General features: G+C 68.7%; 20 protein-coding genes and 4 pseudogenes. 8 read left to right on the forward strand and 16 right to left on the reverse strand.

The annotated features are described in order from the left end of the window. Nucleotides 1–34: 34 nt before the first annotated feature. Both CES90_RS20440 and CES90_RS20445 read left to right on the forward strand, forming a co-directional pair. Entirely contained in the window at nucleotides 35–631 is a 597-nt protein-coding gene (locus CES90_RS20440; protein WP_189786164.1) for a TetR/AcrR family transcriptional regulator, read from the forward strand. Nucleotides 632–675: 44 nt separating this feature from the next. Then, nucleotides 676–934: pseudogene (locus CES90_RS20445) on the forward strand (aminotransferase); the annotation flags it as partial. Between the two features lie 100 nt (nucleotides 935–1,034). Here the strand turns inward: CES90_RS20445 and CES90_RS20450 are convergent. Then, nucleotides 1,035–1,562, reverse strand: coding sequence for a YbjN domain-containing protein (locus CES90_RS20450; protein WP_189786165.1), 528 nt, complete (start codon nucleotides 1,560–1,562; stop codon nucleotides 1,035–1,037). 221 nt (nucleotides 1,563–1,783) lie between these two features. Then, entirely contained in the window at nucleotides 1,784–4,408 is a 2,625-nt protein-coding gene (clpB, locus tag CES90_RS20455) for an ATP-dependent chaperone ClpB (RefSeq protein WP_189786166.1), read from the reverse strand. Between the two features lie 127 nt (nucleotides 4,409–4,535). On the opposite strand from clpB, the gene CES90_RS20460 reads away from it, so the two are divergent. Next, nucleotides 4,536–4,955 carry a pyridoxamine 5'-phosphate oxidase family protein gene (locus tag CES90_RS20460; RefSeq protein WP_189786167.1) on the forward strand — a complete coding sequence of 140 codons (420 nt, stop codon included), beginning with the start codon at nucleotides 4,536–4,538 and terminating at the stop codon, nucleotides 4,953–4,955. A 150-nt stretch (nucleotides 4,956–5,105) separates the two neighbouring features. Here the strand turns inward: CES90_RS20460 and CES90_RS20465 are convergent, their stop codons facing one another. Continuing rightward, on the reverse strand, nucleotides 5,106–5,441 hold the full coding sequence (locus tag CES90_RS20465; RefSeq protein ID WP_189786168.1) for a Rieske (2Fe-2S) protein: 336 nt from the start codon (nucleotides 5,439–5,441) through the stop codon (nucleotides 5,106–5,108). Between the two features lie 301 nt (nucleotides 5,442–5,742). Here CES90_RS20465 and CES90_RS20470 point away from each other — a divergent pair, with 301 nt between their 5' ends. The 3 genes and pseudogenes from CES90_RS20470 to CES90_RS20480 all read left to right on the forward strand — a co-directional run bounded on the left by CES90_RS20470 (nucleotide 5,743) and on the right by CES90_RS20480 (nucleotide 8,738). Next, complete coding sequence (locus CES90_RS20470) at nucleotides 5,743–6,762, forward strand: helix-turn-helix transcriptional regulator (protein WP_189786169.1); 1,020 nt, start codon at nucleotides 5,743–5,745, stop codon at nucleotides 6,760–6,762. Next, on the forward strand, nucleotides 6,759–7,754 hold the full coding sequence (locus CES90_RS20475; protein ID WP_189786170.1) for a helix-turn-helix transcriptional regulator: 996 nt from the start codon (nucleotides 6,759–6,761) through the stop codon (nucleotides 7,752–7,754). Before CES90_RS20470 ends, CES90_RS20475 begins: the two co-directional genes overlap by 4 nt. Continuing rightward, nucleotides 7,751–8,738, forward strand: a pseudogene (locus CES90_RS20480) (LuxR C-terminal-related transcriptional regulator). The gene CES90_RS20475 and the pseudogene CES90_RS20480 overlap by 4 nt, the downstream one beginning before the upstream one ends. A gap of 80 nt (nucleotides 8,739–8,818) precedes the next feature. On the opposite strand, the pseudogene CES90_RS20485 reads toward CES90_RS20480, so the two are convergent. The 9 genes and pseudogenes from CES90_RS20485 to CES90_RS20525 form a co-directional block, all read right to left on the reverse strand. Then, nucleotides 8,819–9,097: pseudogene (locus CES90_RS20485) on the reverse strand (leucine zipper domain-containing protein); the annotation flags it as partial. A 1,333-nt stretch (nucleotides 9,098–10,430) separates the two neighbouring features. Continuing rightward, nucleotides 10,431–10,787 carry a hypothetical protein gene (locus CES90_RS20490; protein ID WP_189786171.1) on the reverse strand — a complete coding sequence of 119 codons (357 nt, stop codon included), beginning with the start codon at nucleotides 10,785–10,787 and terminating at the stop codon, nucleotides 10,431–10,433. A 404-nt stretch (nucleotides 10,788–11,191) separates the two neighbouring features. Further along, nucleotides 11,192–11,572 (reverse strand): thiol-disulfide oxidoreductase DCC family protein, encoded by a 381-nt coding sequence (locus CES90_RS20495; RefSeq protein ID WP_189786172.1) that lies wholly within the window; start codon nucleotides 11,570–11,572, stop codon nucleotides 11,192–11,194. Continuing rightward, entirely contained in the window at nucleotides 11,569–12,408 is an 840-nt protein-coding gene (locus CES90_RS20500; RefSeq protein WP_189786173.1) for a serine hydrolase domain-containing protein, read from the reverse strand. Before CES90_RS20500 ends, CES90_RS20495 begins: the two co-directional genes overlap by 4 nt. Continuing rightward, complete coding sequence (locus CES90_RS20505; RefSeq protein ID WP_189786174.1) at nucleotides 12,405–13,406, reverse strand: HTTM domain-containing protein; 1,002 nt, start codon at nucleotides 13,404–13,406, stop codon at nucleotides 12,405–12,407. The genes CES90_RS20500 and CES90_RS20505 overlap by 4 nt, the downstream gene beginning before the upstream one ends. Further along, nucleotides 13,403–14,044: a DUF5819 family protein gene (locus CES90_RS20510; RefSeq protein ID WP_189786175.1), complete on the reverse strand. Its 642-nt coding sequence runs from the start codon at nucleotides 14,042–14,044 to the stop codon at nucleotides 13,403–13,405. Before CES90_RS20510 ends, CES90_RS20505 begins: the two co-directional genes overlap by 4 nt. After that, a complete protein-coding gene (locus CES90_RS20515; protein WP_189786176.1) occupies nucleotides 14,041–14,367 on the reverse strand; it encodes a hypothetical protein in 327 nt (108 codons plus the stop codon). Before CES90_RS20515 ends, CES90_RS20510 begins: the two co-directional genes overlap by 4 nt. Nucleotides 14,368–14,762: 395 nt before the next feature. Further along, nucleotides 14,763–16,685, reverse strand: a complete 1,923-nt coding sequence (locus tag CES90_RS20520) for an ATP-dependent Clp protease ATP-binding subunit (RefSeq protein ID WP_208921431.1) — start codon at nucleotides 16,683–16,685, stop codon at nucleotides 14,763–14,765. A gap of 175 nt (nucleotides 16,686–16,860) precedes the next feature. Beyond that, nucleotides 16,861–17,829 carry a helix-turn-helix domain-containing protein gene (locus tag CES90_RS20525; RefSeq protein ID WP_189785529.1) on the reverse strand — a complete coding sequence of 323 codons (969 nt, stop codon included), beginning with the start codon at nucleotides 17,827–17,829 and terminating at the stop codon, nucleotides 16,861–16,863. Between the two features lie 143 nt (nucleotides 17,830–17,972). On the opposite strand from CES90_RS20525, the pseudogene CES90_RS20530 reads away from it, so the two are divergent. Together CES90_RS20530 and CES90_RS20535 are read left to right on the forward strand one after the other, a co-directional pair. Continuing rightward, nucleotides 17,973–18,419, forward strand: a pseudogene (locus CES90_RS20530) (saccharopine dehydrogenase NADP-binding domain-containing protein); the annotation flags it as partial. Nucleotides 18,420–18,559: 140 nt separating this feature from the next. Continuing rightward, entirely contained in the window at nucleotides 18,560–18,928 is a 369-nt protein-coding gene (locus CES90_RS20535; protein ID WP_332836399.1) for a dihydrofolate reductase family protein, read from the forward strand. A 150-nt stretch (nucleotides 18,929–19,078) separates the two neighbouring features. On the opposite strand, the gene CES90_RS20540 is transcribed toward CES90_RS20535, so the two are convergent. From CES90_RS20540 to CES90_RS20560, 4 genes are all read right to left on the reverse strand, one after another. Further along, the gene (locus tag CES90_RS20540; RefSeq protein ID WP_189785530.1) at nucleotides 19,079–19,702 is read right to left on the reverse strand and encodes a superoxide dismutase family protein; all 624 of its coding nucleotides are present in this window, start codon (nucleotides 19,700–19,702) and stop codon (nucleotides 19,079–19,081) included. Nucleotides 19,703–20,507: 805 nt separating this feature from the next. Next, nucleotides 20,508–20,624 carry a twin-arginine translocation signal domain-containing protein gene (locus tag CES90_RS51995; protein WP_189785531.1) on the reverse strand — a complete coding sequence of 39 codons (117 nt, stop codon included), beginning with the start codon at nucleotides 20,622–20,624 and terminating at the stop codon, nucleotides 20,508–20,510. Between the two features lie 88 nt (nucleotides 20,625–20,712). After that, entirely contained in the window at nucleotides 20,713–21,624 is a 912-nt protein-coding gene (locus CES90_RS20555) for a LacI family DNA-binding transcriptional regulator (protein WP_189785532.1), read from the reverse strand. 449 nt (nucleotides 21,625–22,073) lie between these two features. Further along, nucleotides 22,074–24,392 carry an ATP-binding SpoIIE family protein phosphatase gene (locus CES90_RS20560; RefSeq protein WP_229914112.1) on the reverse strand — a complete coding sequence of 773 codons (2,319 nt, stop codon included), beginning with the start codon at nucleotides 24,390–24,392 and terminating at the stop codon, nucleotides 22,074–22,076. Nucleotides 24,393–24,736: the final 344 nt, after the last annotated feature.

The raw sequence follows: 24,736 nt of genomic DNA on the forward strand, positions 1-24,736 counted from the left end.
ATACGACTGTATCTTAAAGATGGGAGCGCGACCGATGCCCAAGACCGTCGACAGGGAGGAACAGCGTCGGCAGATCGGTGCGGCCCTGCTCCAACTGGTCGCCGAACGCGGCCTCGACGAGGTCAGCGTGCGCACCGTGGCCGCCGCAACGGGCCGTTCCCCCGGCGCCGTTCAGAAGTACTTCCGCACCAAGGACGAGATGCTCACGTTCGCCGCTGAGCTGGCCGGTGAGCGCGTCGAGCGCCGGATGGCCGCGGTGGACACCGCACTGCCGCTGCGCCAGGCGCTGCGTGACCTGATCCTTACCACGCTCCCCGTGGACGCCGAGCGACGCGCTGAGGCCACCGCGCAACTCGCCTTTGCCGTCCACGCGGCACACCACCCCCGCCTTGCCGCGATCCGGCGGCAGGTCGACCAGGACATCCGTGAGGCACTGGCCACCTGGCTGGAGTCCGCCGGGCACGAAACCCACGCGGCGGCCGTCGCTGATGCAGTCATCGCACTGTCCGACGGCCTGGCACTGCGCATGCTGTACACCCCACAGGAGCACGAGCACCTGCTCACAGTCCTGGACCAGGCGCTGCACACCCTGATCCCGGGCCAGGGGACAGCCCGGCATCTCCGCGAGTAGGCCGGGCAGACCGGGGCGTGCCGGAGCGGCCGCCGATCCGGACGTCAGGGCTGGCGGACGCCGGATTCGAGGTGTTCCGGACGGCGGGCACGTACTTCATCACCGCCGACCTCCGGCCCCTGGGCGAGACCGACGGCTTCGCCTTCTGCCGCGCGCTGCCCGAGCGCGCCTGGGTCGTCGCCATCCCGAACGCCGTCTTCTACGACCACCGCGAGGCCGGCGCATCCTTCGTACGGTTCGCCTTCTGCAAACGTGTCGAGGTGCTGTGAGGAAGCCGCGAAGCGGCTGAAGGCGGCGTTCTGAGGCCCTGCGCAAGGCGAGAGCCCGGCCGTGGCGCGCCACCGTGTTGGTGGGCGCCCCGGCCGGGCTCTCGTATACGTCTGGGGGCGTTTCCGGGTGACGACTACTCGTCGTCCTCGGGCTTCTCGGCCTCGTCGACGTCCTCGGCCAGGCCGAGCTGCTCGACGAGCCACTTGTCGAACTCGATGGCGGCGCGCACCCAGCTGACCGTCGACGAGACGAAGTGCTCCAGGCTCACGCCTGTGCCGATCAGCAGCTGGGCCTCGCCGATGAGGCGGACCGTGCCGTCGTCGTGGGTGTGGCTGTAGACCTTGGGCCACAGGGTGCGGCGGTTCCAGTCGTCGATGGTCTCCAGCAGGGCCGGCTTCTCATTGATCTGGTGCGGGCGGTCGTAGAACGTGCGCACCGAGAAGACCTGCTGGTCACCCTCGCCGCGGAACATGAAGTACGTACGGAATTCCTCCCACGGCGCCGCGAGGTCACCCTCGTCGTCGACGACGTACTTCAGCTCCATCTGGTCCAGGAGCTGCTTCACGAGGTCCTGATCCGGGACGACGGGGCCCGCCGGCCCTTGGGGCTGCGGCTCGGGCTGGCCCCCGAAGTTCGGAATCGAGGACGGGTCGATGCTCACCGTGATTTTCCCTTCGTACGGATTCCGCCATCCTCCCCCATGCGGGGCGGGGGGTGGCAACCCCTGACCCGCGCGGTTCGTCGTCCTTGGCCTGATCCGCCATGAGATTCAGCTCAGAGCGTGGCCGGGAACCATTCGGGTACCCCGGCCACCACGAATATCCCCGCTGTCTCGGCTGTCTCGGCTGTCTCGGCTGTCTCGGCTGTCTCGGCTGTCTCGGCTCACATGTCCTTCTCCATCGAGAGTCCGGTGGGCGGGCCCACGATCAGCCCCTCGCCCTCGCCGAAGGAGTCCACCCGTACCGTGTCGCCGTCCTTGATCTCCCCGGAGAGGATCTCCCTGGCGAGGCGGTCGCCGATGGCGGTCTGGACGAGGCGGCGCAGCGGGCGGGCGCCGTAGGCCGGATCGTTGCCCTCGTCGGCGAGCCAGGCGAGGGCGGCGGGGGTGACGTCCAGGGTGAGGCGGCGCTCGGCGAGACGCCGCGCGAGCCGGTTGATCTGGAGCTCGGCGATGCGTTCCAGCTCCGCCTTGTTCAGTGCGGAGAAGACGACCAGGTCGTCCAGGCGGTTGAGGAACTCCGGCTTGAAGGAGGTCCGGACCACCTCCAGGACCTGCTGCTTCTTCTCCGCCTCGGTCGTGACCGGGTCGACCAGGTACTGGCTGCCCAGGTTCGAGGTGAGGATCAGGATCGTGTTGCGGAAGTCGACGGTGCGGCCCTGTCCGTCGGTGAGGCGGCCGTCGTCGAGGACCTGGAGGAGGATGTCAAAGACCTCGGGGTGGGCCTTCTCCACCTCGTCCAGCAGGACCACCGAGTACGGGCGCCGGCGCACGGCCTCCGTGAGCTGGCCGCCCTCCTCGTAGCCGACATAGCCGGGCGGGGCGCCGACGAGGCGGGCCACGCTGTGCTTCTCGCTGTACTCCGACATGTCGATGCGGACCATGGCCCGCTCGTCGTCGAAGAGGAAGTCGGCGAGGGCCTTGGCCAGCTCGGTCTTGCCGACGCCGGTCGGGCCGAGGAAGAGGAACGAGCCGGTCGGCCGGTCCGGGTCGGCGATACCGGCGCGGCTACGGCGTACGGCATCGCTCACCGCCCGTACGGCCTCGGTCTGGCCGATCAGGCGGCGGCCCAGCTCGTCCTCCATGCGGAGCAGCTTCTGGGTCTCGCCCTCCAGCAGGCGGCCGGCGGGGATGCCGGTCCAGGAGGCGACGACGTCGGCGATGTCGTCGGAGCCGACCTCGTCCTTGACCATGGTGCCCTTGGCGGCCTCCTCCTCCGCCTCGGAAGCCTCCACCAGGGCCCGCTCCAGGGTGGGGATCTCGCCGTACAGCAGCTTGGAGGCGGTGTCGAAGTCACCGTCGCGCTGGGCCCGCTCGGCCTGGCCGCGCAGGTCGTCGAGCTTCTCCTTCAGCTCACCGACGCGGTTGAGGGACTGCTTCTCCTTCTCCCAGCGGGCGGTGAGGCCGCGCAGCTCCTCCTCCTTGTCGGCGAGATCGCGGCGCAGCTTCTCCAGCCGCTCGCGGGAGGCGGCATCGGTCTCCTTGCTGAGGGCCAGCTCCTCCATCTTCAGCCGGTCCACGGAACGCTGGAGCTCGTCGATCTCGACCGGCGAGGAGTCGATCTCCATCCGCAGCCGGGACGCCGACTCGTCGACGAGGTCGATGGCCTTGTCGGGCAGGAAGCGGGAGGTGATGTACCGGTCGGAGAGGGTGGCCGCCGCGACCAGCGCCGCGTCCGCGATCTGGACCTTGTGGTGGGCCTCGTAGCGGCCCTTGAGTCCGCGCAGGATCGCGATGGTGTCCTCGACGGTCGGCTCGGAGACCAGCACCTGCTGGAAGCGCCGCTCCAGGGCGGGATCCTTCTCGATCCTCTCCCGGTACTCGTCGAGGGTGGTGGCGCCGACCATACGCAGCTCACCGCGGGCGAGCATCGGCTTCAGCATGTTGCCGGCGTCCATGGCGGAGTCGCCGCCGGCACCCGCGCCGACGACGGTGTGCAGCTCGTCGATGAAGGTGATGATCTGGCCGTCGGAGTCCTTGATCTCGGCGAGAACGGTCTTCAGCCGCTCCTCGAACTCACCCCGGTACTTGGCCCCCGCGACCATCGCGCCGAGATCGAGCGCGACCAGCCGCTTGTCCTTCAACGACTCGGGAACGTCGCCCTTCACGATCCGCTGGGCGAGCCCTTCGACGACGGCGGTCTTGCCGACGCCGGGCTCACCGATGAGGACGGGATTGTTCTTCGTACGGCGGCTGAGCACCTGCACGACGCGGCGGATCTCCTGGTCCCGGCCGATGACCGGGTCGAGCTTGCCCTCCCGCGCGGCGGCGGTGAAGTCGGTGCCGAACTTCTCCAGGGCCTTGTACGACCCCTCCGGATCGGCTGTGGTCACCCGACGTCCTCCCCTGGCCTTCTGGAACGCCTCCTGCAGCTTCCTGGCGTTCGCCCCCTGACGGGAGAGTACGTCCCCGGCCTGGCCGCCCTTCTCGGCGATCCCGATCAGGAGGTGCTCGGTGGAGACGTACTCGTCGCCGAGCTCCTTGGCCTTGGCCTGGGCCTCGGTGATCACGGCGAGCAGTTCACGGCTGGGCTGCGGCGGCGAGACGGTGGACCCGGTCACGCTGGGCAGACCGGCGAGGATCTTCTCCGCGCCGGCACGCACGGCCGCCTGGTCGGCGTCGACGGCGGCCAGCAGGTCGGTGACGTTCTCAAGTGCCTGTTGGCCTCGCCCCTGGAGCAGGGCCAGCAGCAGATGGGCGGGGGTGAAGTCCGGGTGGCCCTCGGACACGGCCCGGTTGCTGGCCGTGTTGATCGCGTCCCGGCTCCTGTTGGTCAGCTCGGCGTCCACGTTCGTGTTCTCCTCCTTGCGTCAGCCCTGATCCACCTGATCCACGCTGACTTGAGCAACGTACACAAAGTTGAGTCTATTCCACTCAAGGCGGCGGGCGGGAGGTGAACTGGTTAGGTTGCTCAGCATGGCCGCCCACTCGTACTCCGTAGACCCGAACGCACCCGACGAGTCGTACCTCGGCTTCTGGCGGGAGCGGCACCTGTGCACCCTCACCACCCTCCGCCCGGACGGCAGGCCCCACGTGGTGCCCGTCGGGGTCACATACGACCCGGAGGCGGGGCTGGCTCGGGTGATCACCAACAAGACGAGCGTGAAGGTCGGCCATGTGCTGGCCGCCGGACCCGAAGGCGCCCCGGTCGCCGTCTGCCAGGTGGACGGGGGGCGCTGGGCGACGCTCGAAGGGCGCGCACGGGTGCGTACGGAGCCGGAGCGGGTCGCGGACGCGGTGCGGCGGTACGCGGAGCGGTACGGGCGGATGCCGGGCCCGAACCCGGACCGGGTCGTCATCGAGATCGAACTGACGGCGGCGATGGGGCGCGGCTGATCAGTTCCAGCCGGCGAGAGGGCTGGGGCGTACCGATGGACATCCTGAAATGTCGCCCCAAACCTGCAGCGGCGTCACCGTGTTCAGGTCACGGTGACGCCGCTGCTGGGGGGAAGCGCCTGAGCGATTTGAAACGACGGGGGAATCGCTTCAGGCACTGCGGGGGGTGGCTGAGACGGCCGTGGCGGCCGGGGTTTCCGGTTCGGCGAGCCGGTGGTCACGCTGGTCGAGATTGACGAAGATCATCCCGTACCGGACGGCACACCGCACAGGCTGCGGCGCGCCGCGCGGACGTCGCAGACACCGGTACGCCCGGATGTCCTCGTCATCGCCCCGCGTCACCACCACCGGCTCGCCGAACACGGTCACCATCAACGAGTCACCGCTGTGGGGGATGGCGGTGGCCAGGTCGATGAAGTGCCAACCGGAACGGTAGGCGGTGGCCATTTCACGGCGGAAGGAACGGTCGTCGGGTGGAGTGGTCATCGTCAGTCCCAGGAACTGTCTTCTTCGTCGGCGACTACGGAACCCGGACCGTCCGCACTGGCAACACGGGAACTCGCGTCCCAGCTACTGTCCGCCCGACCGCTGTCCACCCCACCGGCGAGGCCACTCAGGACCCCGAACGCCACAACCGTGGAAAGAGCAGCGGCAAGCATCGAGCGAAGCATTCTCTTCCGCATAGTCGGCTTCGTCCTCACTTGAAGGTCTCCTCTTCCCCCGTCGGATACGACGATGGCTCATTCGGGCACGTCATGGCCACATAATCGGTGCATCATGTTCCTGCATGTTCAGGACCCTGGGGGGTGGAGATTTGGGTATAAGCGAGACACAACCGACACATCCCCATGCTGTGACGGAACTGTGCGGTGAAGGCATCCGCCTCTACACGAACGCCCTACGAACCGGACGCGTGGCGCGCGCCGACGCGGAGACCGCCCCCTGCCTGATGGAATTCGCCCTCCTCCATCCCGACCCCGACGACCCGGACTACCTGCGCCCCGTACTTCCATCGGTTGCCCTGGCCCAACGACTCCATCCCATAGAGCGCGAGATCAGCGAGCGCAGACGGCTGTCGATCGAACTGGCCGAGGCCTTCGAGCCTCTCATGGCGGTCAGCGCCCAGGCCACGGTGAGCACCCACGCCATCAAGGTGCTGGAGGGCTCTGAACGCATCAACTCGGCGCTCAACCTGGCCACATCGGAATGCCGCTCCGAAATGCTCACCGTCCAGCCGGGTGGCCGCCGTCTGGAAAGCAACCTCGTCAAAGGGCTGGAGCGCGACAGACCGCTGATCGAGCGCGGCGTCAGCATGCGCACGCTGTACCAGCACACGGCCAGGTACAGCCCCGAGACGCTCGCCTACGTGGATCAGATCCCCGACGGCAAGGTGCAGATCCGCACGATCGACGAACTGGTCGAGCGCCTCATCATCTGCGACGAAACCGCGGCCTTCATCCCCATCCGCGAGGACCGGCGTGTCGCCCTGGAGATCCGCCACCCCGGCCTCATCCGCTACCTGATCAAGGTCTTCGAGTTCATGTGGTCCCGCGCGGTCCCCCTGACCGCCGGCGCCCCCTACGAGACCGCCCCCGACGGCATCACGGACATCCAGCACTCCATAGCCAAGTTGCTGGTGGAGGGCCACGTCGACGAGGCCATAGCCCGCCGCCTCGGTATGAACGTCCGCACCTGCCGCGCCCACATCGCCAAACTGGCTACGGCACTGGGCAGCGGCAGCAGGGCCCAACTGGGCTATCTGATCGCCGAGTCGGGGATCCTCAAGCAGGAGGGACCGCAAGAGTGAGTCCTGCGCACCCGCCCCACCGCGTGGAGGAACTGTGCGAGCCCGGTTCGGAGTTATACGCCCGAGCCCTGCGTGAAGGACGTGTCCGCACCGAGGACGCCGCCGACACTCCCTGCCTGATCGACTTCGGTCTGCTTCACCCGAACTTCGAGGACACGGAGTGGTTGGAACCTACGGCCCCGGCGACCGCCCTCCACCGCCTGCTGAAAAACACCGCGGAGCGCATCGCCGACGAGCGACGCCGCGAGGAACGGCTGACCGCGACGTTCGAGCCGCTGATGGGAATCGGCTCTGCGGCAGCGGCGGACACCAAGGCGATCAGGGTCCTCAGCAGCAAGGAGCGAATCAACGAGGCCATCTCCGAAGCGATGGCCGACGCGTCTCAGCAGCTCCTCGCCATCCAGCCCCACTCCGCATACCACAAACGCCTTGAGTTCAACGAGGCCGCTCACACCGCCGCCCTGGAACGCGACCAGGCACTGCTGGACCGAGGCTGCCGTATCCGCACCCTCTATCAGCACACTCTCCGCCACTCACCTCACGTAATCGCCCGCTATGAGCTCCTCGACGGCGACGTCGAGGCACGCACCCTGAACGAGGTCCTCGATCGGCTGCTCATCATCGACCAGACCGTGGCCTTCGTCCCCGCCAACAGGGACCGCACCGCCGCTGTGGAGATCCGCCACCCGGCGCTGGTGGACTACCTGGTCATGGTCTTCGACCGGCTGTGGCATCTGGCCGTCCCCATGTATCCCCAGGCCGTACAGCAACCATCGGTAAACGGCATCACCGCCCGCCAACGCGCCATCGCCGCCCTCCTCATCGAAGGCCACACCGACACCGCCATCGCCGACCGCCTCGGCATGAACGTCCGCACCACCCGCGTCCACATCGCCAAACTCGCCGCGACGCTGGGCAGCGAAAGCCGCGCACAACTCGGCTACCTCATCGCCCGGTCGGGGATCCTGGAACAAGAAGGAAGCGCGCAGTGAGCACAGCGACACACACGGAACACAGCGCGGAGGAACTATGTGCCAAAGGGGCGGAGTTATACGAACGAGCCCTCCGCGAAGGACATGTACGCAGCGAGGACACGACCGAGGCCCCATGCCTCGTCACCTTCGGGCTGCTGCAACCTGCCGTCGAGGATCCGGATCAACTGGAGCCCGTCGCCCCGGCCGTGGCGTTTCACCGGCTGCTGCGCAACGTCGAGAAACGTATCCGCGACGAACGAGACCGTGAGGCCCGGCTGGCCGAGGCGTTCGAGCACTGATGCGGGTCGACAGCCACCGAACGGCTCCGGCGGAGATCCCGACGATCACTCTCCTCGACGGCCTCCAGTGCATCAATCTGGCTATCGCACAGGCCATGGCCAACGCTACGCAGGAACTCCTCGCCGTCCAGCCCCACCACGGCCGCAAGCCGTAGACGTACACGCATCCCTGGAACGCGACCACGCGTTCCTCGGCCGCGGCGGCCGCATCCGCACCCTCTACGCACACGCACTCCGCCACTCGCCTCCGGCGATCGCCCGCTACGAACTCCTCCACGGCGAAGCCGAGGCACGCACCCTCAACGAGGTCGTCGAGCGGCTGCTCATCATCGACCGGACCGTCGCGTTCATCCCCGCAAGCCGGGACCGTACCGCCGCTGTGGAGATCCGCCACCCGGCCCTGGTGGCCTACCTGGTCACGGTCTTCGACCGGCTGTGGCACCTGGCCCTCCCCATGTACTCCCAGGCCGTACAGCAACCATCGGAGAACGGCATCACCCCACGCCAACGCTCCATCGCCGCCCTCCTCATCGAAGGCCACACCGACACCACCATCGCCGACCGCCTCGGCATGAACGTCCGCACCGCCCGCCTCCACATTTCGAAACTCGTGGAGACACTGGGCAGCGACAGCCGCGCCCAACTCGGCTATCTCGTCGCCCCGTCGGGGATTCTGAAGCGAGAGCCTCAGGCACGGGAGTGACCGGAGAGGGGCCTCGCCAAGGGCGCCCCAGGAACATCAGAGCGTGACGTCCCATCCTCTGTGGGCGATGCGTCCCCGCCCGCGATGCGGGCCCTTCCCCAGCGGCGCAGGATGCGGACCTTGATGATGCGCCGCTCGGTACGCGTGGGGGTCCGGCGGGGGCTGGTGCGGGGACGGCTGGAGCGGTCGGCCATGCCCGCTTCGCCGAACTCGCGGTAGCGGTTGGCCCACCGCTGGGCCGTGGTCACGGAGACCTGGAACCTTTCCGCGGCTCGTCGCAGGGGCCAGTTGTCGTCGACGATGCAGCGGGCCAGCCGCAGACGTCCGGTCTCGGTCAGAGGTGCATTACGGTGGGGCACGAGGGCCTTTCTGTCGTCCGGCGTAGATGTCGCAATCCACACCGAGCCAGAAGGCCCTCACGCATCAAGATCACACCTCAGTGATCGCTGTCACCAACCTCCGTGGACAGAACACCGCCGCACCTGGTGGCAGAGTGCGGCCTGAAATCCAATTTGCCGAGTGGTCCGGTTCACGTGGCGGAAGCCCGGCCTAACCACTGGCCTGCCTGACATTCTGAAGGTGGCTGGCAGGCAGCTCTTTTCACCTGACTTCCCCTCAATTTGACGCAGTCCGGAGCAGACCGTGGGACTCCACCACTTCCGTGAGGCTTACATCGCGCCCGATGCATCTTTCTGGGTGTCAGGGAACATCAGCCGGGCGCCATAACTGATTGCTCCCAGGGACGCCAACGCGAGGCTGTGGCGCAACCATCTCATGCCACCTTCCCAGTCATGAGGTGGTCCGAAGACCACCCAGGACGCAACAGCAATGCCGACAACCATGGTTCCTGTGCCAGCGAAACGACTTAATGCAGGACTCATATGCCCATGATCTCCTATGTGCGCGGAGCGTCTCAAACGCCATGGTGGGCACCGTCAGGACGAGTCCGGTGAACCGTCCATGCGGGATAACTGAGGCAGCTCTGCTGCCGCGGCAAGCCGGTTCCGTGGGATCGGGATTGCAGCCGGGGCAGCGGCGGCACCGAGCCTGGGGAGGGTGAGTCATCGCGTGCTGAGGCCTGGGCCTTCGAATGCAGCCCGCACCCGTCCAGCACCTCCTGTGCCGGACGGGGGTGCCGATGAGGGCGTGCCGGGCATGGGCATGGTTCAGGGCAAGGAGCAGCGATGTGGCTGTAGGCGTGGGCGAGTCGGAGCTGGTTCCTCGCTGAGCCAGTTACAGGCTTGGTCACCGAACTCTTCCAGCGAGGTGGTCACTGGACAGGGCATGCGGTGGGGATCCTTTGCGATGAGGAACGGGTGGGCGGAGGGATGGTGCGGCCAGCGACGCAGTCTCGGGTCACGTCCCCTGTCGTGGTGTAGCCGATCACGACCTGCCGCCTCCGGTCCGGGCGCTGCGGGCATGCCCCGCCACGGGGCGCCCGGCAGTCATGGCCAGTCCCGTCTTCGTGAGCCCCACCAGGGCGGCTGGCAAAGGGGATCAGGGCCGCGACCTGGGCGTTCCGCTTGCTTGATCGGCTACACCACATGGCGGGGCACCATCCAGTCTTCGCAGGGCGCACCTGGCGGCCGAAGCGAACCGAGACGACTGCGGGCTCAGGCGCTGGCGGCGTTCGCGGCCCGGCCAGAAGATGCACCGCAGACCACACTCGGCGCGCGAGTCAAGCTGCTGCGGTCATTTCTTCACGTACAGCACGTGGAAGCGGAGCGGAATGTCCGTGAGCCTGCGGTATTCCTCGCGGCATATATGGGCAGCCCAGCGGCCCTCCGCGATCCCCTTCATCCCCTGGGACTCGCAGTAAGCCTTCGCGTCCGGGGTGGACAGCCATGCAGCCTCGTAGACATATCCCAACGGCACGGACTGCTCGGACGTGGCTTGCTCGGTCCCCCGATCGCTCCCCGGGGGCAGGCCGCCTGCTGGGGTCGACCAGGTGAAGACCTCTGCCTCAGCTGCCGCCGCCGTGGCGGAGACAGGGACAGTGAGCAGAGCGCTGACGGCGCCCCCGACAGCGACCCATGTACGTATGCGCATCAGATCAGTTCTTCCTTGTTTCGTTGAGACGGAATGAGTTGTCGGGCTGTGGCAGTCGGAACAGTTGGCTGGACGGAGTGAGGCAGGAGACCACTGGGCCTGCCGGTCGCGACGTGTCTTCTTTCGGTCTCATGCGAGGGCGTGGGCTGTGGTGCGGGGCAAGGGCCGGAGACGGAACTGGATGGATGTGCCGAGCGGCAGGAAGAGCACAAGGATTTCCGCTGGTGTCGCAGACGGGGGATCCACTCAAGCGGCGGGGCACGAACTCTCTCAGGACATGCCCGGCTCCCGCACCGTCTGCGGCGCCTGGTCGGCTCACTCGTGGTGTGCGGTCCTCGTCCCCTCCCGCCGCTTGTACTCGACGAGTTGGCCGGCCCCATCGGCTTCCGCGGTGCTGGGGACACCTACCGTCGTGGTACCGCGCAGGCCGCAGTACCGCCGGGCATGCGGTGCCGGTTGTCGGCGACGACCCGGTACACGCCGGCCGCGAGCCACCGCGTGGGTGGTGTGCGCAGCAACGCCTCCGATACGCGCCACGGGCCGCCAAGATGGCGGAACAGGTCTGCGAAGGCCACGGCGCCGCCTGTCACCCGCCCGTCGCTGTTGACCCACAGCATTTCCCGCGTGGCGCGCAACTCGTCGATGCCGAGCTGCCCGAGGTCGGTCTCCTGCCAGGTCTGCATGTGTACCGGGCGGCGAGGCGCGGCCAGGAGCGTGGTGATAGTGCGCGTACAGAACCCGCAGTCCCCGTCGTAGAGGAGGACCGGGAGCGGCGTGTCAGTCATCTTCCCTCCTGGTGTCCTTTGTTCTTGAACCATGTGATCGCCGCCGCGTCAGTCTTGGACGGGGATCCGTGGAGCCGGTGCATGAGGAGCCAGCGGCCGTCCGGGAGTGCTCCGGCGAACACAGAGGAGGCGCGAGTGGCTCCGTTGTGCCAGGTCAACGGTCCGGTGTGCTGCCATGTCGGCGCCGGATCGCCGAGGAGTCGGTCGGTGACCAGCCTTAGCAGAGCGGCCATGGTGCGCGGGGTGGCCCAGAGCCCCGCGGCAGGCAGGATCGCGCCGTCCAGTGTCCACGGCTTGATCGGGCGGCGAAGAAGCCCGTGGCGTACCGACCGGTGCTGGAACGGCCACGGCGTCATCGCTCCGGCCGTTAGCCCGAGCGGCGTCAAGACGTAGTCGGCGACGAGTGTCTGATAGGGGCGGCCAGCCGCAGCCACCACGGCGGCGCCGAGGATGGCATAGCCGAGGTTGGAATACTCCTCTTCCTGCCCCGGCGGACGAGTGGCGAGGGCGCCGAGGCGCGGCAGAAGGGCTTCCAGGGCATCGTCGGTGAAGCGTCGGTAGGGGTCTCTGAAACTGATGTCGGGTGGAAGTCGTGGCAAGCCGGAGGTGTGGCGCAACAGATGATCCAACGTGATCTTGGTATCGGCGGCTGCCGGCAGCCAGGTGCCAAGCGGGTCGTGAGCGCTGAGCACCCCAGCACTGGCGAGCTGCATGAGGATCGTGCCGGTCACCACCTTCGTCAGGGAACCCATCTCCGCGAACGTGTCCGGGTCATGACCAGGTGTGGTGTGCGAGCGGATACCCTCGCTCGCCAGGACGCAGGTGGCGACCGTCATCGGGTCACTCCTTCGGTCTCGGACGCCGACAGCACGGAGGCGTCGACTGTAGGCGTAGCGCGGGCAGCGTGCGCACGGTGCGTCACCCGCCTCCCCACTGCCCGCGCCCAGGACACGGCACGATCGAGGAAGGAAGACAAGAAGACAAGATCGCAGGCGACCATCGTCAACGCGAATCCGGTCAGCCCCATGAACACGGCGATCGCCATATGAAAACCGATCGACATTACGGCGGTCCAGGGACGCAGCGCAGGTATGAGGATACCTAGAGGAAAGTAGACCATGAACAACACCGTCGCGTAGGTGCCCAGGTAAACGGCCCAATCGTTTCCGTAGATAATGCTGGAAATGCCTGGCAGCTCGAATTCCGGCACTCGCATGATATAGAAGAGCGCTGTGCCGTCCTGCCATACATCTCCCATTACCTTGTACATCCCGCTGACCACGTAGACCAGGCTGATCTGCACGGCGACGGCCAGGACGCCCAGGTTATGCAGGGGAGTCGACAGGGACCGGACCGCACCGGGCAGACGCTCCTTCAGCCGGTCCACCAGCCCTGCGGAGAGGCAGAACCGGTCGTAGCATCGCGTCAGCAGAAGCATCGGAATAACCACATAGGCGAGGTTGTCGCCCCCGTCCAGCAGGGCGGGCTGACGCTGGTAGATCGACCACAGCAAAGCCCAGTGCACCGCCAGGCCGACCCGTCCGCCGATACCGAGCATGACCGCCAGGGCGGCCAGCACCCCCGCATGGAACACGAGTTCGGACCAGGCGGGCGAGGCACTCCACGCGTACAGGTTGAAGGTGCCGCCGGTCTGCTCGGAGAAGTCGCGGTGCGGCAGTACCCCGTCCGGGCCGAACAGGTACTGCCTGTCGGCGTATTGGGTCGCGTAGTACATAAAGCCCACGAAGCCGAGCAAGCAGCGGGTGCCGGAGGCGCCGAGGACGCTCACCGGGAGCGTGGACCAGCGATCGATCGTGACCATGAACTTGCTCATCGCAGTCCCTTCACGCTTTGCCAGGGAAAGTCCTGGACGCTGACCTTCCCTTCCGCTCGAGAGTCGTTCCGCTTGGACCACGGAGGAAGCTCGTGGATGTACATCCGGATCTGTACTTTCGCCGGGTTGCCCTTGCACGCGGAGGACATATGGTCGAGCGCGAATCGGGACACGAAGGCGACGGCCTCGGCCTGCGAGCGCTTTTCGTGCGGCAGTTGCGGCATGACCGGCTTCTTGTCGTTTCTGGCCTCCCGCCGCAGTCGCATCAGCAGTTCGTCCCCGTTGCTGAACTGCTGGACACTAGCTGTGATAATGCGCGACATCCGCGAGGGAAAGAACCTCGCATTCCGCACTTGCTCGACAAACGGTGTCGTGACGTCGTAGAACGCTGTGGTCTTCCCGTCCGCACACTGTGCACGGGATAGGATCCCCCGGTCGTCCATCAGCGGATCCGGGGCAAAGAGCATCCAGTTCTGAGTGAAGTACGGGTCGAGGTAACCGGCCACCGTGTCGTAATAGCGGAGCTTCGCGGGACTCAAAGGAGCCTGCGACAAGGCGGACATGAGCATGTGGACGCCCAGGAGGGCGCCGCCGATGAGCAGCGCCGCCCTCCTGGCCTTGCGGTGCGTGTGGGTCACTTGTCGAAGGCCACGTCCACGGACTCCACGCCGCCCTCGGGGACTCCGTTGGCAGGAGGGGCCCCGAACAGGCTGCCGAGCTCGCTGATGTTGCCAAGGCTCTTACTCGTGACGGCCTTCGCGTGCACGGTCGCCTTCTGGGCCACCTTGGTCACTGCGGACAGGATCGCCTGAGGCGCCTCACCGCCGGCCGTCGGTTGAACGGCCGTCTGTGCAGAAACCGGCTTCACCGGCGCAGCCTGGGCCGAACCCTGCGTCGCGATGGCGACGGCAGCGCCCGCCACCGCAATGCCCAGGACAGTAATAGACTTCTTCATCTTCATGATTCGCCTCATCTGTATCGTCTACTGATCGAACGCGTGGTCAACGGGGACGTCCGGGACAGTGACCGGCGACATAACATCACCGCCGGCCAGGTGGTGCGTCACCGAACGCGCCACCTTGGCAGCCCTCACTGCGACGGAGAGAAGCGCCTGCGGCTCAGCGTCGCTTCTGCTTGCCATCTGCACAGCCGCATTTCCGGAAATCGGTCGCGCATCAGGCCTCTCCTGGGCCGATGCTTGAGTGGACATCATGAGAGCGGCGCCACCCACAATTACGCCGACGGCACCAGCCAATTTCCTGTTCACCGGACAACTCCTTCCAATTACAGGCGTTCAGCAGCCACCTGCAGAAACCTGTCGGTGTTGACCCCTATTGATCCGAAACTCAAAGGGTTCTATTCGAGGATGTAGCGGACGTGGGGTCCGCCGAAGTAGCCGCGGACGATGTGCGGCGACCCGGGCGCGGCCCCGGACCCGGCCCCGGACCCGGGCGCGGCCCCGGACCCGGCCCCGGACCCGGGCGCGGCCCCGGACCCGGACGCGGCCCCGGACCCGGGCGCGGGCGCGGCCCCGGACTCGGTCTCGCCGCGCTGCGTACGCCGGTAGTCCAGGTCCTCGCACGCCCGGCGGAGCACCTTGACGGCGGCGAGCGGCAGCCGCTGGTTGAGGATGAAGTCCGAGGACATCACCACCGCCCGGTCGACCACCCGGTCGTCGATCCCGGCGGCGAACTCCGTCTCCAGGGCGTCCGCCACCTGCCGGACCATGTCCCGCGCCGAGTTCCGGTCGGGTTCGGTCATGGGGATACGGGTGGTGAGTTCGCGCAGGACGTGGTCGGCGGCCAGCAGGTCGTCGTACTCCTGGTCGGACAGGACGCCGACGAGATGGATGCGGCGTTCCTTGAGCGCGCTGCGCAGGGCGAGTACGTGGTGGGTGTCGCCGGGGCCGCGGAGCAGGGCGCCGAGTCCGTCCAGGCAGACGATGAGGTCGGTGCGCCCGGCCACATGGGCGATGATGCGGGCGAGTTTGGCGCCGCTCTCGGTGTCGGGTACGTCGCGGCAGTCGACGCGCAGCAGGCGCTTGCGCCGCAGGAAGGGCAGCTCCCCGGCCGCCGCCCGTCTGGCCAGTTCGCGCAGCAGGGTGGTGGAGCCGACTCCGGCGGGCCCGGTGATCAGCACATGGTTGTCGGTCGTACGGTGCAGGGCGCGGCCGAGCGCGTCGAAGTAGCGCTCCAGATGCCGGGCGGGCGGGATGCCCTGGGTCCGTGCGACCCAGGTGAGGTCCTCGGCGGGCGGCGAGCCGGCCGGTAACCGGAAGGCGACCTCGCGCGGTCCCGCCGTACGCGCCTCCCGGACGGACTGGGCGAGCAGTTCACGCATCCGGGCGAGGTCCACGCGTAGCGGGTCGGTCTGGAACACCGACGCCAGCCTCGGCGGCGGATCCTCCAGCAGGGCGTCGAGCAGTTGCGGGGTGTCGACCTGCTCGGCGCCCCAGACCGCGGCGGCCCGCTGGGCCCGCCGCAGCAGGGCGAGCAGCGGCTCGCCCAGACCGTCCCGGTGCAGCGGTGGCGCGTCCTTGCCGTGCTGGGACAACCGGAAGGCGCCGCTCAGCATCTCCGCGACCTTGGCCAGGCCCAGCTGCGGCGGGATCTGCAGCCGGACCAGCCGCTCGGTCAGCCCCTCCGTCTCGCCGAGCAGGGCGAGGAAACAGTGCGGTGGCAGCAGCCGGTCGTACCCCAACTCGCCCGCCCGTTCCGCCGCCTGCTCCAGCACAGCCCAGGCGTCCGCCGAGAACTCCTCGGAGCGCAGCCGCCCGGTGTCGTCCAGCAGTGGGGGCGGCGGTTCGACGCTGACGCGCACCTGGTCGCGCAACGCCCGTGCGGCGGCCGGCGCGTCGAGGATCCGCAGGAACTGCCGGTCACCGGGGTCGGGGTGGTCCAGGACGCAGGCGACGAGGAGTTCGAGGCAGACCGGACGCAGCCGGTCCCGGTCCTCGGCGAACTCCGCCGCGAAGCGGTCGAGGGCGGCGAGTGTCTCCGCCGCGAAGCGCTCACGCCGTCCGTCGAAATCGAAATGCTGCCCGTCCCGGCTGCCCGGGTTGTACACCGCGATGGTTTCCAGCAGATGCCGCGGCTGGGCGCCTTCGGCGAGCGTCAGCGAGAGAACCGACAGAACTCCCTGGTCACCGGAGTCGATCGCGGCATGGAGGATGTCGCTCGGGCGAACCGTCCCTGAGCAGCGCTGCGTTGCCGCCGAGAGGATATCGATCGACCGTTCGTCGAGAAGTGCGTGCGGTGTGAAGATCCCTTCCGAAAACAACGACAAAATGACGGCACCCCCGTAACCGTTTCCGGACCGTTTCCGGCACACCCGCCGTATTCCCAGTTTGGCACGGGTCCGACAACGCCTGATGTGAATGTGGCGCATTATTCGGATCCACAGGATCACGACATCTGCCGCTCCCGGGCGGGTACCGGCCGGTACCCGCCCGGGGTCAACGGGGAGGCGCCGGCCGGGAGTCGTGGAAGGTGCGGCGATAGGTGTCCGGGGGGACGCCGAGTGTGCGGTTGAAGTGGCGGCGCAGGGTGGTGGCGGTGCCCATGCCGGTGGCCGTCGCGATGGTGTCGACGCTGTCGGCGGTGGTCTCCAGCAACTCCTGGGCGCGGCGGATGCGCTGGGTCAGCAGCCACTGGAGCGGGGTGGTGCCGGTGGCCGTCCTGAAGTGGCGGGTCAGATGGCGTGAGCTCATGTTCGCCCGCCGGGCCAGGTCCTCCACGGTCAGGGGCTGGTCCAGGCGCGCGAGGGTCCAGGAGAACAGCTCGCTGAGCGGCGCGTCCCCTCGCTCCGGCACCGGGGCGGTGACGAACTGGGCCTGGCCGCCCGCCCGGTGCGGAGGCACCACCAGACGGCGCGCGATCGTGTTGGCGACCGCCGAGCCGTGGTCGAGGCGGATCAGATGCAGGCACAGGTCCATCGCGGCGGCCTTGCCCGCGGAGGTGAGCACGCTGCCGTTGTCGACGTAGAGGACGTCCGGGTCGACCTCGACCTGGGGATGGCGGGCGGCCAGGACGTCGGTGTGCGCCCAGTGCGTCGTCGCGCGCAGCCCGTCCAGCACGCCGGCGGCGGCCAGTACGAACGCGCCGGTGCACAACGAGACCACCCGCGCGCCCGCCGCATGCGCCGCCCGCACCGCGTCGACCAGCTCGGCGGGTGGTGCCACGTCGACGTCGACCCACCCGGGGACGATCACCGTGTCGGCGTACGGCAGTTGATCGAGCCCATGGTCGGGCTCCAGCCGGAACCGCCCGACCCGCACGGCGCCCGGCCCGCACAGCGCGAACTCGTACCAGGGGTCGACGAGGTGGGACAGGTCGGTTCCGAAGACCTCGCAGGCCAGGGCCAGTTCGAAGTGGAGCATGCCGTCGGTGACGGCGAGCGCGATGGACCTCGTACCGGTACTCATGTCGGAAATTGTACGGGGCATGTCGTTCCGGACACTCGCGTGGGCGGAGCCTCGGCAACGACGATGGTCGAGCCGGATCATTCGGACGCGGATTCGGACGCGGATTCGGACACGGTCAAACACGGAGAAGCTGGGAGAGAGCGATGGCGGTTGCGGTGGCGGTGTTCGGCGCGTACGGGCACACCGGGCGGTTCGTGGTGGAGGAACTGCGGGAGCGCGGGTACGCCCCGATCCTGGCCGGACGCGACCCGTCGAAGCTGCGGGAGCTGGCGGCGTCCCACCCGGCCGGTGAGGTGCTGGACACCCGTCCGGCGACGGTCGACGACCCCGCCTCGCTGGACCGCGCACTCGCCGGAGCGGCCGCCGTCATCAACTGCGCCGGCCCGTTCGCGGTGACCGCCGCGCCGCTGATCGAGGCGGCGCTGCGCGCCGGGATCCCGTACGTGGACGTGGCGGCGGAGATCGAGGCGAACCTCGACACGTTCGCGAAGTTCGGTGACCGCGCCCGTGACCAGGGCGCCGTCGTGGTCCCGGCCATGGCCTTCTACGGCGGCCTCGGCGATCTGCTGGTCACCGCGGCGATGGGGGACTGAACGACGGCCGACGAGGCGCACGTCGCGTACGGGCTGGGGAAGTCTCGGCTTCAACAGGGGCCGTCGTACTGGGCAGAAGAACATTCGATGTCGGTATTGAGGTATGGCAGGACACGCCCTTCCCGGCACCGTGCTTCGTGCTGACCCACGACCCGCGAGACCGGCTGGTCATGAAGAGCGGGTCCTTCACCTTCCTCACCTGTGATGTGAGAAGTGCGCTTCGGCAGGCAGAGGCAGCGGCGGACGGGAAGGACGTCACGCTGATGGGTGCGGACATCGCTCAGCAGGCACTCAGAGCCGAGCTCCTTGATGAGATCAACCTGCAGATCGCGCCGGTACTGATGGGTGAAGGCCGTCGGCTGTTCGATCACCTGGGGACGGAACACATCGAGCTGGAACGGACCAGAATCCTCGCCTCACCGCACGTCACGCATCTGCGATTCCACGTCACGTATGCCCGCAACACGCCCAGCGGCGGAACACCCACCCACGGCCTCGACGGCTGAGTGCGGTCGGGGACTGGCGCGGTGGCCGCCGCGTGCGTTGCCAGACGGACAGGCTCGGCCACCGCGCCTCCACCGGTCGAATGGACGTCACCGCACATCCAACCGCCCAGCACCACTAACCCGGCGAGCCTACGCGGTCACGGCACTGGGCTAGATGAACGGAACATTCACGCAGGCCAGCCGGGCACCAGCCGTTCCGGCATGCCCCTCATGCGTGGAGGTGGCCATCTCGTGCAGCACCACGGAACGAGCCCCACCCTCGCGGAAGCGCCAGTCCACGATGGCTGTGGAACGGGCCGAGCCGTTCTTGTTGGCGGTCAGGTCAAGCCACACCTCGTTGTCCGGGTTGGCGTACTCGGGGTCGACCGAGGGCTGCGTCGGGTCCAGCTGGTCCTGGTAGTGCGGCCCGGCGTCCGCGGGCAGCTTGCCGCACGGCTTGGTGTGGACATGAGCGCCATAGACGCGGTTGGCAACGAGGTCCCTCACGCGCAGCTCGATACGCGTCCCGCCGTCGCGGCGCAGTTCCTCCTTGACCTGGACCCTGCTGCCCACCGGAACCAGCTCGGTGTTGTAGGTCACCGCCTGCGCCCACGGTGCCGCGCTCACCGGGGCGAAAACGCTCCAGACGACCAGCTTCGGCACCGGAGCCTTCACATGCTGGGACTCGGTGGCGCCCGCGGTCGCCATCACACCGGCCGTGGTGGCGACCGCGAGTACGCCGGCGACTGCGACCAGGACTCCCTTGTTCATTTTGGTGAACTTGTGTCTGGGCATGACTGTCTCTCCAATGAGCGCAAAGTGGGGGGGTAAGGCACCTGTCGAGGAATGGCGAACAGGGCCAAGGCCAGGCTTTTGACGAAGATTTGAGAGCGCCCGGCGTTTGGATCAGCACCGTATAACAGCGGATAGGCCACCCCTGGGCTGCTACCGATGGGTACTGGGGAAACCTTGTGGAGGCCTCGGGACACAGCTCAGGCGGGCCACGCCGAGGGCACGCACAGAGCAAGATGTCGGCCATTGAGGGATGGTGACGGCGCGTGGGATCCGGTGCCGGTGCCGGTGCCGGTGCGTCGGCGGGGCGCCGGGCGACGAGGCCACTTTCGTAACAGGCCCTGGCCGAAGCGGCGGTCGCCCACGGTCGGGGCAACTCGCCTGCCGTTCCGCGCCGCCTGGACCTTGCCTCCGCCATGGCGCCAACGTTGCCCCGGCGTCACCCCTTGACCGTCCCCGCCGTGAGGCCGCCCACGATGAAGCGTTGGAAGGTGGCGAAGACGCAGGCGACCGGGAGGCTGATGACGGTGGCGGTGGCCATCAGGGCGCCCCAGGCGGTGCCGTGGGTGCCTACGAAGGCGTTGAGGAGGACGGTGAAGGGCTGGACGGCGGGCTCGGCGGCGAGGGTGAGGCCGAAGACGAACTCGCCCCAGGCGATGAGGAAGGAGAGCCCGGCGACCGCGACCAGGCGCCGGGGGCCATGATGGGAGGACCACCCGGAGCAGTACGCCCACCGGGCCGCAGCCGTCGACCAGGGCCGCCTCCTCCAACTCCCTCGGCACGCCCCGCAGTACGGGACGCAGCACGATCACCACGGAGGGCAGCGTGAGGGTGGCGTCGGCGGCGAAGAGGGCGAGGGACCGAGGGCGGCGGCACCGGCGCCGGCGGCGCGCAGGAAACGACGGCGGTCGACGGGGTGGGACACGCTCTGCTCCCTGGGGGTGTCGGGGTGTCGGGGTGTCGGGGTGTGGGGGATGGGGGAGTGGGGGGCTCGTAAGGGTGTGTGGCGGGGCTCAGAAATCGGAACCCGGCAGGTCCGGGAGGCCGGGGAACTGGTCGAGGTCGGGGAATTCCCGTTCGGGTTCCGATCCGGGGACCGGGCGGCAGGGGCCGGTGCTCTCCCGGAGCGAGATCAGGGGTTTGAGGAGGACGTGCCGGGGTGGTGCCTCCGGTTCGTCGAGGCGGCGCATCATCAGCTCGACGGCCACCCGGCTCATCTCCTTGACGGGGATCTCGGCCGCGGTGAGCTGCGGGTTCACCTGCTCCGCCCAGCGGCCGGCGGCCACACCGACGACCGAGAAGTCGCGGGGGACACTGCGGCCGAGTCGAGTCAGACCGCGGTAGAGGCCCTCCAGCGCGGCCTCGTTCATGGTGACGAGCGAGGTGGTCGCCGGGTCGTCCAGCAGGATCCGCTCCAGGACCGCCTCCCCCGCGGTGACCTCGTCGTCGCAGAGGTACGCGTGGGGGGTGAGCACCTGCTCCGCCATGGCCTTGGTGTAGCCCTCCAGGCCGAGGTGGGCGAAGCCGTAGCCGCTCTGGAAGAGCTGCTCTGACCTGTTCACGAAGGCGATCCTGCGATGGCCCAGATCGGCGAGGTGGTACACGCAGCCGCGGGCCAGCCCCGCGAAGTCAAGGTCGACCCAGCTGGTCTCCTCCGCCCTGCTGTTCCTGCCGATCGTCACGAACGGAAACCCGCTCCGCGCCAGATACTCGACCCGGTCGTCCTCCAACATGATCTCCATCACGATGATCCCGTCCACCCGCCCCCCATCCACCATCCGCCGGAACGAGGCCTCCCCCGCTCGTTCCGCGGGCGAGAGCAACAGGTCGTAGTCGTACGTGGTAGCCGCCTCGGCCACACCCCCGACGAACGCCAACTGCGTCCCGGTGTAGTCACGCCCCCGCCCAGCGGGCGGATAGACCAACCCGAGGGTGCGGGTGCCGCCGCCGGGGGCGGGGACGGGGGCGGGGGAACCGGTGACCGCCCGGGCGGGTGAGGCAGCGGGGCTCCCCGCGGCTGTCGGGTCACCGAGCGGGTTCGGTGAAGTCCGATGCGGTTCGGCAGCGAACCAAAGGGGCGCGGGGCGGTATCCGTCTGCGGCTCCGCCGCGATGGGGAACCCCCTTGAGTGGGGGAGCGACCAGCCACGACGGACCCGCGGGCGATCGACGGCACATCGCGGCCCCGCGGCGGAGCCGCATGTCGACACAGCCGGCGGAGCGCTCAGCAGCAGTTGACCCTCTGTCCGCCGACGCACCGTCACTCGCCCGGGCGCGCTGACCCGCTGCACCACTGCCCACCCCGGCCCCACCCCTTCCCGCACCCGGCGCGATCGCGGGCGGGGCTGGGGGCGGGGGGAGGTATGGGGGCATCGTCAGGTGGCCGGGAGGGGTTGTTCGGTCCAGATGGTTTTGCCGGTGGCGGTCTGGCGGGTGCCCCAGCCCTGGGTGAGCTGGGCGACCATGTGCAGGCCGCGGCCGCCCTCGTCGTAGGCGCGGGCGCGGCGCAGGTGGGGGGCGGTGCTGCTGGCGTCGGAGACCTCGCAGATGAGGGTGCGGTCGCGGATGAGGCGCAGCCCGATGGGTACGGCGCCGTAGCGGATGGCGTTGGTGACCAGCTCGCTCACCACGAGTTCCGTGACGTACGCGGCCTCCTCGAGCCCCCACACGGCCAGTTGGCGGGACGCCTGCGCGCGGGCGTCCGCGACGATCGCCGGGTCGGACGGCAGCGACCAGGCCGCGACCTGGTCGGTGTGCAGCGCGCGGGTACGGGCGAGGAGCAGGGCCACGTCGTCGGCGGGCGACTGCGGAAGCAGCGCCTTGAGCACGGTGTCGCAGGTGCCCTCCAGGGAGGGCACGGGAGAGGCGAGCGCCTCGCACAGCCGTTCCATGCCGATACCGATGTCGTGGTTGCGGGCCTCGATAAGACCGTCGGTGTAGAACGCGAGCAGGCTGCCCTCGGGCAGTTCCACCTCGGTCGCCTCGAACGGCAGCCCACCGACCCCCAGCAGCGGCCCCGGCGACAGCCGCACCATGCTGACCGTGCCGTCCGGATACAGCACGGCGGGCGGCGGATGCCCGGCGCTGGCGATGGTGCAGACCCGCGAGACCGGGTCGTAGACGGCGTACAGACAGGTCGAGCCGATCTCACCGGTGTACGGCATCTTCAGCTGGTTGGGGAAGGTCTCGTTGTTCCAGGTCAGATGCGTGACCAGGTCGTCGAGGTGGGTGAGGAGCTCGTCCGGCGGCAGATCGACGTCGGCGAGGGTGCGCACCGCCGTACGCAGCCGCCCCATGGTGGCGGAGGCGTGCAGCCCGTGCCCGACCACGTCCCCGACGACCAGGGCGACCCGCGTACCCGACAGCGGCACCACGTCGAACCAGTCGCCGCCCACTCCCGCCCCCGCCCCGGCCGGCAGATAGCGGTACGCCACCTCGACCGCCGCCTGCTTGGGCAGATCGCGGGGCAGGAGGCTGCGCTGGAGGGTCAGCGCGTTGGTCCGCTCGCGGGTGTACCGGCGCGCGTTGTCCATGCCCACGGCCGCCCGGCCCGCGAGTTCCTCGGCGAGCACCAGATCGTCCCGCGCGAACGGTTTCGAGCCCTCCCTGCGCGCGAGGAACACCACCCCGAGCGTGATCCCACGGGCCCGCAGCGGCGTGGCCATGGCCGAGTGGAACCCGAACCGCCGTACGCGCTCGATCCGTATCCCGTCCGCCTCGACCCATCGCAGATAGTCCGGGTCGTCCAGGCCGCTGAGCAGCGGTTTCCCGGTGGCCAGCGCGCGGGCGGGCGGCGAGAACGGGGGATACGCGTCCAGCGCGCCCAGAGCCACCGCCGCCTCCGGCACTCCCTCGTACGTCGACTGGTGCGCGACCCGGCGCAACCGCACCGCTGAGTCGAGCGGCCCCGGCGCCGGTTCCTCGCCCTGGAGCACGGAGTCGAGCAGGTCCACGCTGACGAAGTCGGCGAGCCGGGGGACCGCCACATCGGCCAGTTCCTGGGCGGTGCGGGACACGTTCAGGGTGGTGCCGATACGGGCGCCGGCCTCGTTCAGCAGGGCCAGCCGCTGCCGGGCCCAGTGCTCCTCGCTGCTGTCGAAGGTCGCCGTGCCCACCCCGCACACCTGGCCGGTGTCCGGGTCCCTGACCGGCCACATCTCGGTGAACCAGGCCTGCTGACGGGAGGAGAAGGGTCCCGGGGCGGTGCGCTCGTAGCGCATGGGCCTGCCCTCGTCGGCCACCTGCCGGACGAGCCGCAGGAAGCTCTCCTCGGCGGCCTCCTCCGGAGGCTCTCCCCACGTGGCCTCGTCCAGCCGCCACCCCTGCGGCCCCCACGTGAACAGGGACATGGCCAGTGGCGACTGTGCGTGCGACCACTCCACGAGAGCGGGGGCGACAGCAGAGCTCCGGGAGTCGGCCGAGGCGGCGGTGGTCGTCGCGGTCACCACGTACCCCTGCACCCCGCCCTCCCCGTCCAGCGACGGATACGCCCGCAGCGCCACCTCTACGCCGTGACCGTCCCGGTGCCGGAGGGCCGTCGTACCGCTCCACTCGGGGGAGTCCCGCAGATCGATCAGGGAGGACCCGGCCGGGCCGGCGCGCTCCACCGGGACGAGCAGATCGGCCGCCGGCCGGCCCACGACCTCCGCGGCACGGTGGCCCAGCAGCCGTCGCGCGCCCTCGCTCCAGCCCATGACGACGCCTTCGGGGCTGATCGTGGCCGTAGCCGCATCGACCGAGTACGCATAGCGACCGGATACTGTCGGGAAAACCGGCCTTCTGGTGTCCATTCCTGCTCAATTCGCGCCGGGTGTGTCACTCGTAGTCCTCAGCCTGCTCGCTGTGCATGAAACGGACAAGTCGGACTCGTCCCGCGAGGGTGAGGCGGCACGGACCGAATGTTGTACGAGCTCTTACCTTGCTTGGCTCTGCCCTGTTCCTCGCTTGTCCCAGCGCTGTTCGACGGGATCGAACAGTGGAGTCCGGCGCCCGGTGGGTGACCGAACTCCACGATCAGTCGACGTCCGCGAGGTGGAAC

Source organism: Streptomyces capitiformicae (assembly GCF_002214185.1).
GTDB lineage: Bacteria > Actinomycetota > Actinomycetes > Streptomycetales > Streptomycetaceae > Streptomyces > Streptomyces capitiformicae.